A 15,558-nucleotide genomic window follows, 5' to 3' on the forward strand; every position below is an offset into this window, starting at 1 on the left:
CTGGAACGCTCATACCGCTCTCACCTGGGGGAACGACCGTCCCCTGGAACGGTGGAACGGGACACGGGGGAGTGGAGGAACGGTGCCGGAACACACGGCCGCGGCGGATTTCGCCGCGCTGCTGCGGGAGTTGAAGGACCGGTCGGGGCTCAGCTACGGGGTGCTCGCCAAGCGGCTCCACATGAGTACGTCGACCCTGCACCGGTACTGCAACGGGGACGCGGTGCCGGCCGACTACGCCCCGGTCGAGCGGCTGGCCCGGCTGTGCAAGGCGCGCCCGGAGGAACTCGTCGAGCTGCACCGCCGGTGGGTGCTGGCGGACGCGGTGCGGGGGCGGAAGGGGGCGGCTGCCGCCGAGACGTCCCCGGAGGAGGCGGGTTCGGGTACGGGACCCGGTCAGGCGGCTTCCGAGGCCGCGCCCCCGGCGGAGGCTGCTTCGGCCGGCGCACCCCCGGCCGCCCCCGCCGACGCCGACACGGGGGCGGACCCCGCCCCCACCCGCCGCCGTACCCGTACCGCCGTCCTCGCGGGCATCGCGGTCGCCGCCGTCGCCGCCGGGGTCGCCTTCGCCGTCGGGCTGCCGGGCGGCGGCTCGGACGGCGACGGCGGCCGGCACCGCCCGGTCGGCGCGGCCGGGGTGACCGCCGAGGGGACCGCCCCCGCGTCGTCCTCGCCGCCCTCCTCCGCCGCCGCCTCCCCGTCCTCCCCGGCCAAGGACACGGGCCCGGCCAGGACACCCGCCGGCTCCGCGCCCGCCGGCGCCCCGAGCGGCGAGGGGCAGAAGAGCGGGGTGCCGGTCACCGTGCGGGCGGAGCCGTACGCGTGGGAGAGCCCCTGTTCGCAGCGGTACCTGGCCGACAAGCCGGCGAGCGAGATGAAACCGCCGCCGCTGGAGGAGGGCGCCGCGGCCTGGGTGGCGGCGCACGGGGCGGTGTCCTCGGGGCAGCAGTACCTGCGGCTCACCGTGCAGGGCACCGGCCCCGAGACCGTGGTCGTCGACGGCCTCACCGTGCGGGTCGCGGGCAAGCGGGCGCCGCTCGCCTGGAACGACTACGCCATGGCCTACCCGGGCGTGGGCTGCGGAGGCGGCGTGCAGACGCGGGCGTTCGCCGTCTCCCTGGACTCGGCGCGGCCGTCCCTGACCCCGGAGCCGGGCAACGAGGACTTCCCGTTCAAGGTCAGCGAGTCCGACCCGGAGGTGTACTACCTCACCGCCTCCGTCTCCGCGTACGACGTCGACTGGTACCTGGAGCTGAAGTGGTCCAGCGGCGACCGCAGCGGCACCCTCACCGTCGACGACGAGGGCCGGCCCTTCCGCACCAGCGGCAACAAGGGCCGCCCGGCGTACGAGTTCCCGATCGGCGGCGACGGCTGGGTGCCGGAGGGGACGACGAAGCTGGAGTAGGGCGCCCGAGGGGCGGCGGGCGTCCGGATCGCGGAAAGGCGCATGTAAAAGGCACGCGTTTTCCTAGGCTGCGGGCACGCGCCGTCACCCAGCCCCAGGAGCCGTGCCATGACCGTCGTCGAGCCGCCCACCGCCCCCGCTCCCACTCCCCGGCTCGCCGCACGGGCCTCGGCGGTCGGCGGCTCGCCCGTCCGAGACATCCTGGCCGTCACCGCCCGCCCCGAGGTGATCAACTTCGCGGGCGGTCTCCCGGCTCCGGAGCTGTTCGACGCGGACGGCATAGCGGAGGCGTACCGCGCGGTGCTCACCGAGACGCCCGCGCGGGCGTTGCAGTACTCCACGACCGAGGGCGAGCCCTCGCTGCGGGCCGCGCTCGCCGGACGCACCTGCGCGCGCGGGCTGATGACCGCGCCCGACGACCTGCTCGTGACCACCGGCTCCCAGCAGGCGCTGTCCCTCCTCGCCACCGCGTTGCTCGAACCCGGCGACACGGTGCTGGTCGAAGACCCCTGCTATCTCGCGGCACTTCAGTCCTTCGGCCTCGCCGGAGCGCGGGTCGTCGCGGTGCCCGGCGACGAACACGGCCTGGACCCGGAGGCGTTGGAGGAACTGGTGGTCCGCGAGCGGCCCAAGCTGCTCTACACGGTCCCCACGTTCCAGAACCCCACCGGGCGCACCCTCCCCGCCGCCCGCCGGGCCGCCGTCGCCGAGGTCGCCGCCCGGCGCGGACTGTGGATCGTGGAGGACGACCCGTACGGCGAACTGCGGTACGAGGGCGAGCGGGTGCCGTGGATCGCCGCCCACCCGGGCGCGGAGGACCGCACGGTGCTGCTGGGCAGCCTCTCCAAGATCATGGCGCCCGGGCTGCGGCTGGGCTGGCTGCGCGCGCCCGAGGGGCTCCGCCGCGCCTGCGCCGTCGCCAAGCAGGCCGCCGACCTGCACACCCCGACCGTCAACCAGCTCGCCGCCGCCCGCTATCTCGCCGACCGCGACCTGGACGCCCACGTCCGCCGCGTGGCGGGCGTCTACGGCGAGCGCCGGGACGCCATGCTGGCCGGTCTCCCCGACGTGCTCCCCGACGGCTCGGTCTGGTCGCGTCCCGAGGGCGGCATGTTCCTCTGGGTCCGCCTGCCGTCCTCGTACGACACCACGGCCCTGCTGCCCGAGGTGGTCCGGCACGACGTGGCGTACGTCCCCGGCGCCCCGTTCCACGCCGGTGAGCCCGACCGCTCCACCCTCCGCCTGTGCTTCGTGACGCAGACGCCGGAGGAGATCGCGGAAGGGCTGCGGAGGCTGGGGGCTGCGCTGCGGGCGTGACCGGACGTCCCGCGAGGACTCAGCGCACCCTGGCGTCGAAGCACTCCCGGCCGGCGTCGCCGTCCGCCGGGTGGAAGCAGGCGCGGACCACGGTGCCGGGGGCGGTCCGAGCCATGGCGGTGTAGAGGTACGCCCGTGCGTCCAGCTCGTCCGTCACCTCGGCGGACCGGGGCGGGCCGGGGGCGGTCAGTTCGATGCGGTCGCCGATCCGGGTGGACCACATCCGGGCCCAGCTCGTCCCGCACCGGGGACTGTGCCGCAGCTCCAGCCGGGCGCCGGCCGTGGTGCGGTAGGTGGTGAGGGTGTCCGGATCGACCCCGCACAGCATGTTCATGGGGTCCTTGCCCGCGCAGGACGCGCCCCGGCAGCGGGGCGGCGGCACCACGGCCGCGTCCGAGGACGACGCGGTCGCGCCGGCGGTCGCGTCCGGCGCCTCACCGCCCGTCAGCAGCACGGCCGCGGTGACGAGCGACGCCAGCACCGCGAGCACCGCCGCGGCCGCCAGTGCGACGCGCAACGACCGATTCCCGTTGGTCCCTTCGGGTGGCGACGGCACATCGGCCTCTTCCCGGGGGGCCTCGTGGGACGGCGCCCGCGCGGGGGCGTAGGCGGCGCGCCCGCTGCCCGCCGCCTCCGCGATCTCCCACAGCGCGAGACAGCGCCCGTCCGGTTCCCCCGCCAGTCGGCACAGCGCCCGCACCGCGTTCCGGGGCGGCAGGGTGTCGCCCTTGAGGTAGCGGCCCCAGGAGGACCTGCTGAACGGGGTGCGCTCCTCCAGACCCGTCAGGCTCAGGCCCGTGCGCTGCCGCACCTCCCGCAGGGCGGCGGCCAGTTCGGCCCGTTCCGGTGGGGGCGTCATCCGCGCAGGGCTCCCCAGGTGTGCGGGCCGACGATGCCGTCCACCACCAGACCGGCCCTCTGCTGGAGCCGCTGGACGGCCCGCTCGGTCCTCGGGCCGTAGATGCCGTCGATGTCCCCCGGCGGGAACCCGGCCCGCCGCAGCAGGCACTGCGCCTCGGCGACCTGGGCCCCGGCGTGCCCGTTCAGCAGGATCGCGTCCCGCGTCCGGCTCAGCCCCGCGAACCACTGCCCGCCGACCCGCTCGATCCGGCACGTGTACGAGGTGGCCGTCGGCGACGCCGCGGCGCCGGCCGGTGCGGCCGAGGACACCGCCGGTGGCCGCGCCTGCCCCTCGTCGTCCCCGGCGATCCGCGCCACCAGCAGCGCGGCCGACGCGACGACCAGCACGAACGCCGCGACGCCGGTGATGACCAGGCCGCGTGCGGGCCCGCGGCGGGCGGGCGGTCCGGGCGTCGTTCCCGTCACGGCGGTGTCGGCCGCGGTCGGGTCCGTCCGCCGCCCCGTCCAGGCCGCGGACGCGACCTCCCACAGGGCCAGCAGGCGGGTCGGGTCCTCCCCGGCGACCGCCGCGACCGCTTCCACGGCCTCCTTCGGCGGCAGCGACCTGCCGCCCAGGTAACGCTCCCACGACGACGTGCTGTACCCCGTCTTCGCCGCGAGCTGACGCATGCTGAGCCCGCTGTGGTCCTTCAGTCGGCGCAGGCTCACCACCAGATGCCGTGCCCTTGGATCGAGCCCCGCGGGCAGTGCTTTCCAACGCGACATCACGTCCCCCGATCGCGTGTGTGGGTTCTCCCCGTTCGCATTCTGCAACAGCGGCGTGTGCGCGCACGGGACGTCGGTGCCGGCCCCGCACCGATCCGGCCACGGCGTCCCGCCGTCCCGCCCGACCGTCCCACGGCCGTGGGAAACAGCAGGTCAGACGGTGGGACGTCCCGCGGTGACGTCACTTCGGCGGCAACCGTGGCGACCGCGGGCCGGTGTCCGCCAGTCTCGGTGACGAGCCGGCCCACCGGGTCGGCGCCACCCGCATTCCGAAGGGGGAACGACATGACCATGACCCGCAAACTCGCCGTCCTGGCCACGGGCGTCGCGATGACCGGGGGCCTGCTGGCCGGCACCGCCGGGAGCGCCGGAGCCGCGCAGGCCGCTCCGTCGGCCGCGAGCGACTGCCCGTCCGGCTGGTTCTGCGTCTGGTCCGGGCAGAACTACACCGGACGCATGCAGAAGGTCGCCGGCACCAACGCGGACCTGACCAAGTTCGCGGTCTTCCAGAACTTCAAGTCCTGGTACAACCACGGCAAGTCCTGCGACTTCCGGTGGTACTCGGCGAAGAACTACGGCGGCTCCAGCGGAGTCGTCCCGCGCGGGTACAAGGAGACCGGGAGCGTCTCCCGCTACATCAAGTCCAACAAGTGGGTGAACTGCCGCTGACCGACCGCGGCCCGTCCACTCCCCCGGTGGAGTGGACGGGCCGTGTGCCGTAGGGCCGAAGGGCGTCAGAGGCGCTCGGGCGTGCGGATGCCCAGCAGGGCCATGCCCTTGGTCAGCGTGCGGGCCGTGAGGTCGCACAGGAACAGCCGGTTCTCCACCCGCTCCGGCGCATCCGCCTTCAGCACCGGGCACTTGTCGTAGAACGTCGTGTACAGCGACGCCAGCTGGTACAGGTACGCGGTCAGCTTGTGCGGCGCGTACTCCGCCGCCGCCTCGAACACCGTGTCACCGAACGCGTCCAGGTGCAGTCCGAGGGCCCGCTCGGCCTCGTGCAGCTCCAGCTCCGGGTGCGCGGCCGGCCGTACGTCCCCGGCCTTCCGCAGGATCGACTGGATACGCGCGTACGCGTACTGGAGGTACACCGAGGTGTCGCCGTTGAGCGAGACCATCTGGTCCAGGTCGAACTTGTAGTCGCGGCTCGGCGACGTCGACAGGTCCGCGTACTTCACGGCGCCGATGCCGACCTGCGCGGCCCGCTCCTGGATCTCCTCCTCGGTGAGGTCCTTGGCCTTCTCCCGGACGACCTCGGCGGCCCGCTGCACGGCCTCGTCCAGCAGGTCCTCCAGCCGGACGGTCTCGCCCTCACGGGTCTTGAACGGCTTGCCGTCCGCGCCCAGCACCGTGCCGTAGCCCATGTTGTGCGCGGTGACGTCGTCGTTCAGCCAGCCGGCCCGGCGGGCGGTCTCGAAGACCATCTTGAAGTGCAGCGACTGCCGCACGTCCACCACGTACAGCAGGGTCGTGGCGTGCAGGCCGACGACCCGGTCGCGGATCGCGGTGAGGTCGGAGGCCGCGTAGCCGAAGCCGCCGTCGGCCTTCTGCACGATCAGCGGGACCGGCTGGTCGTCCTTGCCGCGGATGTCGTCGAAGAACACCACCAGCGCGCCCTCGGAGCGCTCGGCGACGCCCTTCTCCTCCAGCAGCCGCGCGGTCTCGGGCATGCCCTCGTTGTACGCGGACTCGCCGACGATCTCGTCGTCGCGGATCTCCATGTCGAGCTTCTCGAAGACCGAGTAGAAGTAGACCTTCGACTCGTCCACGAACTGCTGCCACAGCTCGAGGGTCTCCTTGTCGCCGGACTGCAGGGCGACGACCCGCTTGCGCGCCCGCTCCTTGAACGCGTCGTCGGAGTCGAAGAGCGCCCGCGAGGCCTTGTAGACCCGGTTGAGGTTCGACATGGCCTGCTCGCCGTCGACCTCCGAGGCGGGGGCCAGCTCGCCCGGGTGCTCCATCAGGTACTGGATGAGCATGCCGAACTGGGTGCCCCAGTCGCCGATGTGGTGCCGGCCGATCGTCTTCTCGCCGGTGAAGTCGAGCATGCCGCGCAGGGCGTCGCCGATCACCGCGGACCGCAGATGGCCGACGTGCATCTCCTTGGCCACGTTCGGCTGGGCGTAGTCGATCACCGTGACGCCCGGGTTCTCGGCGAGGGGCACACCGAGGCGGCCCGTGTCGTCCGCGTACCGCGCGGCCAGGTTCGTCAGGACGGCCCGGTCGGCGATCGTGATGTTGAGGAAGCCGGGGCCCGACACCTCGACGTCCTCGATCACGTCACCGGTGGTGATGCGGGAGACGACCTCGGTCGCCAGCTCCCGCGGATTGGCCTTCGCCTTCTTCGCCAGCGCGAGGATCCCGTTGGCCTGGAAGTCCGCCCGGTCGCTGCGTCGCAGCAGCGGGTCCGCGGACGCCTCCGGCCGGGTGGCCAAGAGGGCGGACGTGAGCTGCTTGCTGACGAGATCGGTGAGCGATGTGACCGAGGCCATGGAGTGGGTGCCGTTCTCCTCGTGGGTTCAGATAGACAGGGTCAGTATCCCACGGGGGGTAAAGGGGTTTTTCCGTGAGCGAGGACGCGGGAGCCGCGCGGGGGCCGGTGAAAAGGCGTTTTCGCGGTGGCCGGGGGAGCTGGGAGAATGGCACGGTCAGCCGTGCGACCGTACCGGCTGCCCGAGCAGAAAGAAGGACGTGCCGATCGTGGCTCAGAGCACCGAGACCACCGACTGGGTCTCCCGTTTCGCGGATGAGGTCATCGAGGAGTCGGAGCGTCGGGCCCCGGGCAAACCGGTCGTCGTCGCGTCCGGGCTGTCCCCCTCCGGGCCGATCCACCTGGGCAACCTGCGCGAGGTCATGACCCCGCACCTGGTCGCGGACGAGGTCCGCCGCCGCGGGTACCAGGTGCGCCACCTGATCTCCTGGGACGACTACGACCGCTACCGCAAGGTGCCGGCCGGCGTTCCCGGCGTGGACGAGACCTGGGCCGAGCACATCGGCAAGCCGCTCACCTCGGTTCCGGCCCCCAAGGGCTCCGCGTACCCGAACTGGGCCGAGCACTTCAAGGCCGCGATGATCCAGTCGCTCGCCGAGCTGGGCGTGGAGTTCGACGGGATCAGCCAGACGGAGCAGTACACCTCCGGCGTCTACCGCGAGCAGATCCTGCACGCCATGAGGCACCGCGGGGACATCGACGCGATCCTCGCGCAGTACCGCACCAAGAAGGCCCCGGCGAAGAAGCAGCAGCAGAAGCCGGTGGACGAGGCGGAGCTGGAGGCCGCCGAGGGTTCCGGCGCCGCCGCCGAGGACGACGGCAGCTCCGGCTCGGCCGGGTACTTCCCGTACAAGCCGTACTGCGGCAACTGCGAGAAGGACCTCACCACCGTCACGTCGTACGACGACGACTCCACCGAGCTGACGTACTCCTGCACCTCGTGCGGCTTCTCGGAGACGGTCCGGCTCAACGAGTTCAACCGCGGCAAGCTGGTCTGGAAGGTCGACTGGCCGATGCGCTGGGCCTACGAGGGCGTGATCTTCGAGCCCAGCGGCGTGGACCACTCCTCGCCCGGCTCGTCGTTCCAGGTCGGCGGTCAGATCGTCGGGATCTTCGGCGGCAAGCAGCCGATCGGCCCGATGTACGCGTTCGTCGGCATCAGCGGCATGGCGAAGATGTCGTCGTCCAAGGGCGGGGTGCCCACCCCGGCGGACGCCCTGCAGATCATGGAGCCGCAGCTGCTGCGCTGGCTGTACGCCCGCCGCCGGCCGAACCAGTCCTTCAAGGTCGCCTTCGACCAGGAGATCCAGCGTCTCTACGACGAGTGGGACCGGCTGGAGGCCAAGGTCGCCGACGGCACGGCGCTGCCCGCCGACGTCGCCGCGCACTCCCGCGCGGTGCGCACGGCGAGCGGCGAGCTGCCGCGCACGCCCCGGCCGCTGCCGTACCGCACGCTGGCCTCGGTGGCCGACATCACCGCCGGGCACGAGGACCAGGCGCTGCGCATCCTCAGCGACCTCGACCCGGCGAACCCGCTGGCCTCCCTCGACGAGGCCCGCCCGCGCTACGACAAGGCCGAGGCGTGGATCAACACCCACGTCCCCGCCGACCAGCGCACCATCGTCCGCGACGAGCCCGACACGGAACTGCTGAAGTCCCTGGACGAGCAGGGGCGGGAGTCCCTGCGGCTGCTGCTCGACGGCCTCGCCGGCAACTGGTCCCTGGACGGCCTGACCCACCTCGTCTACGGCGTCCCGAAGGTCCAGGCGGGCTTCTCCGCCGACGCCACGCCCAAGGAGCTCCCCCCGGAGATCAAGACCAGCCAGCGGTCCTTCTTTGCGCTCCTCTACCAGCTCCTGGTGAGCCGGGACACGGGCCCGCGCCTGCCGACCCTGCTGCTGGCGGTGGGGCAGGAGAGGGTGCGGCACCTGCTCGGCGCGTAGCGCGCACACCCATGACGAAGGGGCGCCCGGTGACACTCACCGGGCGCCCCTTCGGCGTCGTGGCCGCCGGTCAGGCGATGTGGTCCTCCTCCAGTTCCGCGTTGAAGCGGTTGGTGAAGCGGGTGACCATGCGCTTGGCCTCCTCCGGCGGGAGGGTCCGGCTGAACTCGGCCTCCACGTTGTCGCCGAACTCACGGGGCGTCGGGTAGCTGCCGTTGATCGACTTCTTGAAGACCTGGTAGTAGGCCTCCTCGTCCGGCTCCGCGTCGGGAGCGCCGCCGCCCTCGCCCAGCTCGCGGGTGCGGCCGCCCGGGACGACCGGGATGGGGAAGGCGCCGGTCTCCTCCGGAGCGGGTTCCTGGAGGGGCGGCTCCTCCTGGTACTGGTCCTCGTACTGCTCCGCCTGGCGCTGCTCGGCCATCCAGCGGGCGTACTCGTCCGGATCGAACTCGGGGTCGTAGCCGCCGTGGTACTCGACGGACTGGGGGTCGCGGGCGTGCAGCCAGGGGTTGGCCGGTACCTCGTCCCGGCGGTCCGCGCCGCGGTCCGGCTCCAGTTCCAGCCGCTGCTCGCCGGCCGGCACCCCCGCTGCCCCGGCGGCACGACCGCCCGCGACAACGGGAGGTTCCGGCGCCGGGGGGATCAGGGCCGGTTCTATGCCCGCCGCCGCCAGGCCCGCCGGGGCCGTCTCGGCGAGGGGGACGCCGTACTTGGCGAGGCGGAGCGGCATCAGGGACTCGACCGGGGCCTTGCGGCGCCAGGCGCGGCCGAAACGGGAGCGCAGGCGCGCCTGGTAGACCAGCCGCTCCTGCTCCAGCTTGATCACCTGCTCGTAGGAGCGCAGCTCCCACAGCTTCATGCGCCGCCACAGCAGGAACGTCGGCACGGGCGAGAGCAGCCAGCGGGTGAGCCGGACGCCCTCCATGTGCTTGTCGGCGGTGATGTCGGCGATCCGGCCGATCGCGTGCCGGGCGGCCTCCACGGAGACCACGAACAGCACGGGGATCACACCGTGCATGCCCACACCGAGCGGATCCGGCCAGGCCGCCGCGCCGTTGAAGGCGATGGTGGCCGCCGTCAGCAGCCACGCCGTCTGCCGCAGCAGCGGGAACGGGATACGGATCCACGTCAGCAGCAGATCCAGCGCCAGCAGGACGCAGATGCCCGCGTCGATGCCGATCGGAAAGACGTAACTGAAGTCGCCGAAGCCCTTTTTCAGGGCCAGCTCACGGACCGCCGCGTACGAACCGGCGAAGCCGATCCCGGCGATGACGACGGCACCGGAGACCACCACGCCGATGAGAACCCGGTGCGTCCGTGTCAGCTGAATGGGCGCGGCCACCCGTACTCCCCTCCCAGTGCGTGTTGTTGCGCGCAACAGAGTGGCACATGTGTGCGGAGGACGGGTGGCCGGTTCTGGTTCAGCCGGTTCAGCTCTTGCCGGAGGCGGACGCCGAGGGCGCCCCGGAGGCCGGCGCGGACGGCCTGCCCGACGCCGGGGCGGACGGCGAACCGCTCGCCGCGCCCGGGCCGTTGGCCCTCGTCACGGACAGCACGGCCTCCTTGGCCGCCTTCTTCGCGTCCGCCATCAGCGCGTCCGCGTCCGGCGTCTTGTCGCCCGCCAGGCCCGCGCCGTTGTAGTCGAGGGTGACGACCACGTTCTCCACGCGCGCCACGACCGTCTGCTGCTTGAAGGTGCCTTCCTTCTTCTTCAGGTCGTAACGCACCGCGGTCGCCTCGTCGCCCGTGCCGGTCAGCGCCTGGGCGCTCAGGCTCTTCGCACCCGGCGTCGCCCGGACCTCGCGCACCTGCTTGTCGTAGTACTCCTCGGCGAGCTTGTCGCCCGGGCCGCGCGTGGTGTCCGACTCGAAGCGCAGCAGCGACACGTTCAGCCAGCGGAACTGCGAGCCCTTGACGCCGTTGTTGTCCAGGCTGCTCCAGGAGCAGCTGGCCCGCGAGGCCACGTCGTCCGAGCTGCCCTCCTTGCCGGACTTCGCCTTGGGCGCCAGCTCCTTGAGGGTCTTCTTCGTCAGCACGCCGCACGCCTCGGGCAGCGTCCGGTACGCCGCCGCCTGCACGGTCGGGGACGGGCTGGCCGACGCCGACGCGCTCGCGGCCTTGCCGCCGCCGTCGCCGTCGTCGGAGCCGGAGTCCGAGGAGCAGCCGGCGGCGACCAGCATCACGGGGACGGCTGCCGCGCAGACAAGGACGCGGGTCAGGCGCTTGGCTCGCTCGGGCTGCTCTCGCTGTGCTCGTCGCTGCATGGTTCCTTCACTCATGACGCTCGTGTTCCCTGCGGTCGGAACGGTGTCCGAGGGGTCACGGTACGCGCCTTGTCACCCGTACGGCCGTACTTCACGGGCTTCGCGGAGAGCGTGAAGGGGCGGTGAACGAGGGTCAGCCGCCCAGCGCGTCGGACAGCTCGACGGCCAGTTTCCGGGCCCTGTCCTGCATTTCCTTGCTGTCCGGGACGGCTCCGACGGTCACCGGCTGCTCCGCGTACTCGATGGTCACGATGACATTGGACGTGCGGAACGCCACAGTGACGGTGCGCTCCTGGACCGTCGAACCGGAGCGGTCGAGCGCGTCGTCGAGGAACGCCTCGTCGCCGAGGTCCTCCAGGACCCGCGGCTGGAGGTCGGAGGGGGAGACGGAGGGCGACTCGGTGGACGAGGGCGACGAGGGCGAGCCGGACGCCGTCGCGGATCCGCTCGGGTCCGCCGGGCCGGTCGTCGCGCCGGAGCCGGTCGGGGAGGGGGAGCCGGAGCCGGTCACCGTCGGCTCGGGCAGCTGCGCCGCCGTCTGCCTGCGGGCGAACAACTCCTCGGCCTGGGCGTCGTCGCTGACCGCGTTGTCGTAGGAGACGACCCGTTCGAAGTCGACCAGCAGCCGGTCGGTCGCCGCGAGGGACTCCACCTTCCAGCGGCAGCCCACCTTGCGGTCGGTGTCGTAGGTGAGCGTCGCCTCGCCCGCGTACGCCTTCTCCCGCTGCTGTTCGTCCGTCAACTCCGTGAGCCCGGGGAGGAGTTCCTCCAGCGTCCGGTCGTCGACGGCGCCGCAGGGCTCGGGAAGGGTGGCGTACCGGCCGGGCTGGGCCGCCTGGGTCGCCGTGCCGGCGCTGCCCGGGTTGGAGTCGTCCGCCTGTCCGCCGCCGTCCGGGCTGCCGGTGCAGCCGGCCAGTACGGCCGCGAGGAGCGCGGCGACGCCGGGTCCGTACGCCTTCCGCTGCACGGTCCAGGTCCTCTCGACGGTGGGTGCGGGCCGCGGCCCGCCGGATCCTTCCAGTGTCCCCGCTGGTTAATCGCTTGCCGCAGGGGGGAGCCGTTCGCAGACAATGTGTATCGCACGCACTGCCGCGGACGCCGGTCCGATATCCCTTTTCACCGACCTTGGCGCCGGTTTTGCGTTATGGGACTTCTGTTGTTTTTCCGGGGGAACGAGGACGCCATGTCGTATGTGGAACTGCCGGGCGCGAAGGTGCCGATCCGTCTGTGGACGGACCCGGCGACGGTCGAGGAGGGCGCGCTCCAGCAGCTGCGGAACGTCGCCACACTGCCCTGGATCAAGGGCCTCGCCGTGATGCCGGACGTGCACTACGGCAAGGGCGCCACGGTCGGCTCGGTCATCGCGATGCGGGGCGCGGTCTGCCCCGCCGCCGTGGGCGTGGACATCGGCTGCGGCATGTCGGCGGTGAAGACGTCCCTGACGGCGAACGACCTGCCCGGCGACCTGTCCCGCCTGCGCTCGAAGATCGAGCAGGCGATCCCGGTGGGCCGCGGCATGCACGACGACCCGGTGGACCCCGGCCGTCTGCACGGCTTCGCGACGGGCGGCTGGGACGACTTCTGGACCCGGTTCGGCGGGGTCGCGGACGCGGTGAAGTTCCGTGAGGAGCGGGCGGCGAAGCAGATGGGGACGCTGGGCGGAGGGAACCATTTTGTTGAAGTTTGTACCGATATGGAGGGTTCCATCTGGCTGATGCTGCACTCCGGTTCCCGCAACATCGGCAAGGAACTGGCCGAGCACCACATCGGCATCGCGCAGAAGCTCCCGCACAACCAGAACCTCGTCGACCGTGACCTCGCCGTCTTCGTCGCGGACACCCCGCAGATGGCGGCGTACCGCAACGACCTGTTCTGGGCCCAGGAGTACGCCAAGTACAACCGCACGATCATGATGGCGCTCCTGAAGGACGTGGTCCGCAAGGAGTTCAAGAAGGCGAAGCCCACCTTCGAGCAGGAGATCAGCGCGCACCACAACTATGTGGCGGAGGAGCGCTACGAGGGCATGGACCTGCTGGTCACCCGCAAGGGGGCGATCCGTGCGGGCTCCGGCGAGTACGGGATCATCCCTGGCTCGATGGGCACGGGCTCGTACATCGTGAAGGGTCTGGGGAACGAGAAGTCGTTCAACTCGGCGTCGCACGGCGCCGGTCGGCGGATGAGCCGGAACGCGGCCAAGCGGCGCTTCACGGCCAAGGACCTGGCGGAGCAGACCCAGGGCGTGGAGTGCCGCAAGGACTCCGGAGTCGTGGACGAGATCCCGAGCGCCTACAAGCCGATCGAGCAGGTCATCGACCAGCAGCGGGACCTCGTGGAGGTCGTCGCGAAGCTGAAGCAGGTCGTCTGCGTGAAGGGCTGAGCGCCGCCACCGCGCGCGGGGTCACCTCCGGGTCACCTCCGCACGCGGTGGCGGAGGTACGCCACGTTCGGGGTGAGCATGCGGGTCTCCACGAGGTCCAGTTGGACGCGGCGTTCGTCGTGGGGGAAGTACCGGGTGCCTCCGCCGACCAGGACCGGGTGGACGACCATGCGGTACTCGTCGATCAGGTCCGCCGCGGCGGCCTCGGCGGCGAGCGTCGCGCCGCCGATCGCGATCTCGCCCTCGCCCGGCTCCTGCCGCAGCCGCGCGATCTCCTCGGCGACGCTGCCGGAGGCCAGGCGGGCGTTGCCCTTCACTTCTGTCAGCGTGCGGGAGAAGACCACCTTGGGCAGGGGGTTCCACACCTCGACCCACTCGCGCTCCGCGTCACCGAGCGACGGGTCGTCGGCGGCGGTCTCCCAGTAGAGCATCGTCTCGTACAGCCGCCGGCCGAGCAGATGGACGCCGAGCTTCCGGGTCTCGTCGATCCAGAAGCGGAAGACCTCCTCGTCGGGCGCCGACCAGTCGAGGCCGCCGTCCGGCCCGGTGATGTAGCCGTCGAGCGAGATGCCCATCGCATAGGTCACGTCGTGCATGGCCGGTCCTCCTCGGTGCCGGGTGTCCCCCCGTACCCGTACAGGATCGCCCTACTTGGCGTGCGTGACCGCGTACATCATCACGAAGGCCACGATGTGGATGCCGAAGAGGAAGTACCCGAGGTAGATCCAGACGTAGCGCTCGCGCTTCTTCTCCAGCGCGAGGCGGCGCCGTTCGCCGTCCGTGGTCATCGTGCCTCCCGGTGCACCTTGGTGTTCGACGCCTGGGCGCGCGGGCGGACGACCAGCAGGTCGATGTTGACGTGCGGCGGGCGGGTCACCGCCCAGGTGATGGTGTCGGCCACGTCGTCCGCCGTGAGGGGCTCGGCGACGCCCTCGTAGACCTTGGCGGCCCTGTCCGCGTCGCCGCCGAACCGGGTGAGGGCGAACTCCTCCGTCCTCACCATCCCGGGCGCGATCTCGATCACCCGCACCGGTCGGCCCACGATCTCCAGGCGCAGGGTCTCGGCGAGGACGTGCGCGCCGTGCTTGGCGGCGACGTAGCCCGCGCCGCCCTCGTAGGTGGCGTGCCCGGCGGTGGAGGAGACCACCACGACCGTGCCGTCGCCGCTCGCGTCCAGCTTGGGCAGCAGGGCCTGGGTGAGGTTGAGGGTGCCGATGACGTTGGTCTCGTACATCGTGCGCCAGTCCTGCGGGTCGCCGGTGGCGACCGGGTCCGCGCCGAGCGCGCCGCCCGCGTTGTTGACCAGCACGCCGACGGTGCGGAAGGCGGTGGCGAACTCGTCGACGGCGGCGCGGTCGGTGACGTCGAGGGGGTACGCCGTCGCCGAGTGCCCGGCCGCGGTGAGCTCCTCGGCGAGCGCCTCGATGCGGTCCTTGCGGCGGGCGGTGAGGACGACGCGGTAGCCGGCCTCGGCGAGCCTGCGTGCCGTGGCGGCGCCGATCCCGCTGCTCGCGCCCGTGACGACGGCGATACGGGACGCGGCGGGCGGTACGGCGGGGGCCATGGGCTGCTCCTCGGGGCGGGCGGCGGCAGGGGTGGACGGGCGGCGCGTGCGCGTGCCGCGGGGGACGGGCCGCGCCCGGCCAGCATAAGCGGGGGCCCGGCGCGGCCGACGGGGTGCCGGACGCCTGCGGGAGGGGCCGCGTCAGCCGCCTCGCGGGGCCCACATGATGACCGCCATGCCGGCCAGGCAGACCAGCGCGCCGGTGATGTCCCAGCGGTCCGGGCGGTAGCCGTCGGCGACCACGCCCCACAGGATCGACCCGGCGACGAAGATCCCGCCGTACGCGGCGAGCACCCGGCCGAAGTGGGCGTCGGGCTGGAAGGTGGCGACGAAGCCGTACGCGCCGAGGGCGAGGACGCCGCCGGCCGCCCACATCCAGCCGCGGTGTTCGCGGACGCCCTGCCAGACCAGCCAGGCGCCGCCGATCTCCAGGATCGCGGCGAGGACGAACAGGGCGGCGGAGCGGACGATCAGCATGGCCGCAGCTTCGCACGGGCCGCCCGTGTCACCTGTTGGAGGGCGCCTGCGCCGCCGTGGTCCGAGGGATACATGCCCCCGTGACGGACGCAGC

Annotated in this window: 15 protein-coding genes; 5 read left to right on the top strand and 10 right to left on the bottom strand. The window is 72.3% G+C overall.

The genetic code is table 11. From position 1 onward, the window contains the following. Positions 1–82: 82 nt before the first annotated feature. Together ACP7TJ_RS18330 and ACP7TJ_RS18335 are read left to right on the top strand one after the other, a co-directional pair. Positions 83–1,405, top strand: coding sequence for a helix-turn-helix domain-containing protein (locus tag ACP7TJ_RS18330; protein ID WP_427763929.1), 1,323 nt, complete (start codon positions 83–85; stop codon positions 1,403–1,405). A 108-nt stretch (positions 1,406–1,513) separates the two neighbouring features. After that, positions 1,514–2,722: a PLP-dependent aminotransferase family protein gene (locus tag ACP7TJ_RS18335; RefSeq protein WP_376724732.1), complete on the top strand. Its 1,209-nt coding sequence runs from the start codon at positions 1,514–1,516 to the stop codon at positions 2,720–2,722. Positions 2,723–2,741: 19 nt separating this feature from the next. On the opposite strand, the gene ACP7TJ_RS18340 is transcribed toward ACP7TJ_RS18335, so the two are convergent. Together ACP7TJ_RS18340 and ACP7TJ_RS18345 are read right to left on the bottom strand one after the other, a co-directional pair. Continuing rightward, on the bottom strand, positions 2,742–3,581 hold the full coding sequence (locus tag ACP7TJ_RS18340; RefSeq protein ID WP_427763932.1) for a DUF2690 domain-containing protein: 840 nt from the start codon (positions 3,579–3,581) through the stop codon (positions 2,742–2,744). Further along, complete coding sequence (locus tag ACP7TJ_RS18345) at positions 3,578–4,348, bottom strand: peptidoglycan-binding protein (RefSeq protein WP_176710700.1); 771 nt, start codon at positions 4,346–4,348, stop codon at positions 3,578–3,580. Before ACP7TJ_RS18345 ends, ACP7TJ_RS18340 begins: the two co-directional genes overlap by 4 nt. Positions 4,349–4,633: 285 nt before the next feature. Between ACP7TJ_RS18345 and ACP7TJ_RS18350 the strand changes: the two genes are divergently transcribed. Next, the gene (locus ACP7TJ_RS18350; RefSeq protein WP_093765316.1) at positions 4,634–5,017 is read left to right on the top strand and encodes a peptidase inhibitor family I36 protein; all 384 of its coding nucleotides are present in this window, start codon (positions 4,634–4,636) and stop codon (positions 5,015–5,017) included. A gap of 65 nt (positions 5,018–5,082) precedes the next feature. On the opposite strand, the gene argS is transcribed toward ACP7TJ_RS18350, so the two are convergent. Continuing rightward, positions 5,083–6,840 carry an arginine--tRNA ligase gene (gene argS / locus ACP7TJ_RS18355; RefSeq protein ID WP_167745127.1) on the bottom strand — a complete coding sequence of 586 codons (1,758 nt, stop codon included), beginning with the start codon at positions 6,838–6,840 and terminating at the stop codon, positions 5,083–5,085. A 199-nt stretch (positions 6,841–7,039) separates the two neighbouring features. On the opposite strand from argS, the gene lysS reads away from it, so the two are divergent. Continuing rightward, complete coding sequence (gene lysS, locus ACP7TJ_RS18360; RefSeq protein WP_376724735.1) at positions 7,040–8,782, top strand: lysine--tRNA ligase; 1,743 nt, start codon at positions 7,040–7,042, stop codon at positions 8,780–8,782. A gap of 70 nt (positions 8,783–8,852) precedes the next feature. On the opposite strand, the gene ACP7TJ_RS18365 is transcribed toward lysS, so the two are convergent. The 3 genes from ACP7TJ_RS18365 to ACP7TJ_RS18375 form a co-directional block, all read right to left on the bottom strand. Further along, positions 8,853–10,124, bottom strand: a complete 1,272-nt coding sequence (locus tag ACP7TJ_RS18365; protein WP_367549771.1) for a DUF2637 domain-containing protein — start codon at positions 10,122–10,124, stop codon at positions 8,853–8,855. Positions 10,125–10,212: 88 nt separating this feature from the next. Further along, positions 10,213–11,061, bottom strand: a complete 849-nt coding sequence (locus ACP7TJ_RS18370) for a DUF3558 family protein (RefSeq protein ID WP_189911827.1) — start codon at positions 11,059–11,061, stop codon at positions 10,213–10,215. Positions 11,062–11,179: 118 nt separating this feature from the next. Continuing rightward, complete coding sequence (locus ACP7TJ_RS18375) at positions 11,180–12,013, bottom strand: hypothetical protein (RefSeq protein ID WP_093765321.1); 834 nt, start codon at positions 12,011–12,013, stop codon at positions 11,180–11,182. Positions 12,014–12,229: 216 nt separating this feature from the next. Between ACP7TJ_RS18375 and ACP7TJ_RS18380 the strand changes: the two genes are divergently transcribed. Next, on the top strand, positions 12,230–13,423 hold the full coding sequence (locus ACP7TJ_RS18380) for an RtcB family protein (protein ID WP_266399583.1): 1,194 nt from the start codon (positions 12,230–12,232) through the stop codon (positions 13,421–13,423). Between the two features lie 32 nt (positions 13,424–13,455). Here ACP7TJ_RS18380 and ACP7TJ_RS18385 read toward each other — a convergent pair whose 3' ends face one another. The 4 genes from ACP7TJ_RS18385 to ACP7TJ_RS18400 form a co-directional block, all read right to left on the bottom strand. Then, the gene (locus tag ACP7TJ_RS18385) at positions 13,456–14,019 is read right to left on the bottom strand and encodes a dihydrofolate reductase family protein (protein ID WP_387619390.1); all 564 of its coding nucleotides are present in this window, start codon (positions 14,017–14,019) and stop codon (positions 13,456–13,458) included. Between the two features lie 51 nt (positions 14,020–14,070). After that, positions 14,071–14,211 (bottom strand): hypothetical protein, encoded by a 141-nt coding sequence (locus ACP7TJ_RS18390; protein WP_167745122.1) that lies wholly within the window; start codon positions 14,209–14,211, stop codon positions 14,071–14,073. Then, positions 14,208–14,987 carry an SDR family NAD(P)-dependent oxidoreductase gene (locus tag ACP7TJ_RS18395; protein ID WP_189911823.1) on the bottom strand — a complete coding sequence of 260 codons (780 nt, stop codon included), beginning with the start codon at positions 14,985–14,987 and terminating at the stop codon, positions 14,208–14,210. Before ACP7TJ_RS18395 ends, ACP7TJ_RS18390 begins: the two co-directional genes overlap by 4 nt. Positions 14,988–15,128: 141 nt before the next feature. After that, positions 15,129–15,464, bottom strand: a complete 336-nt coding sequence (locus tag ACP7TJ_RS18400) for a YnfA family protein (RefSeq protein WP_093765325.1) — start codon at positions 15,462–15,464, stop codon at positions 15,129–15,131. Positions 15,465–15,558: the final 94 nt, after the last annotated feature.

The sequence above is a fragment of the Streptomyces sp. DSM 41931 genome, from assembly GCF_050271085.1.
GTDB lineage: Bacteria > Actinomycetota > Actinomycetes > Streptomycetales > Streptomycetaceae > Streptomyces > Streptomyces albogriseolus.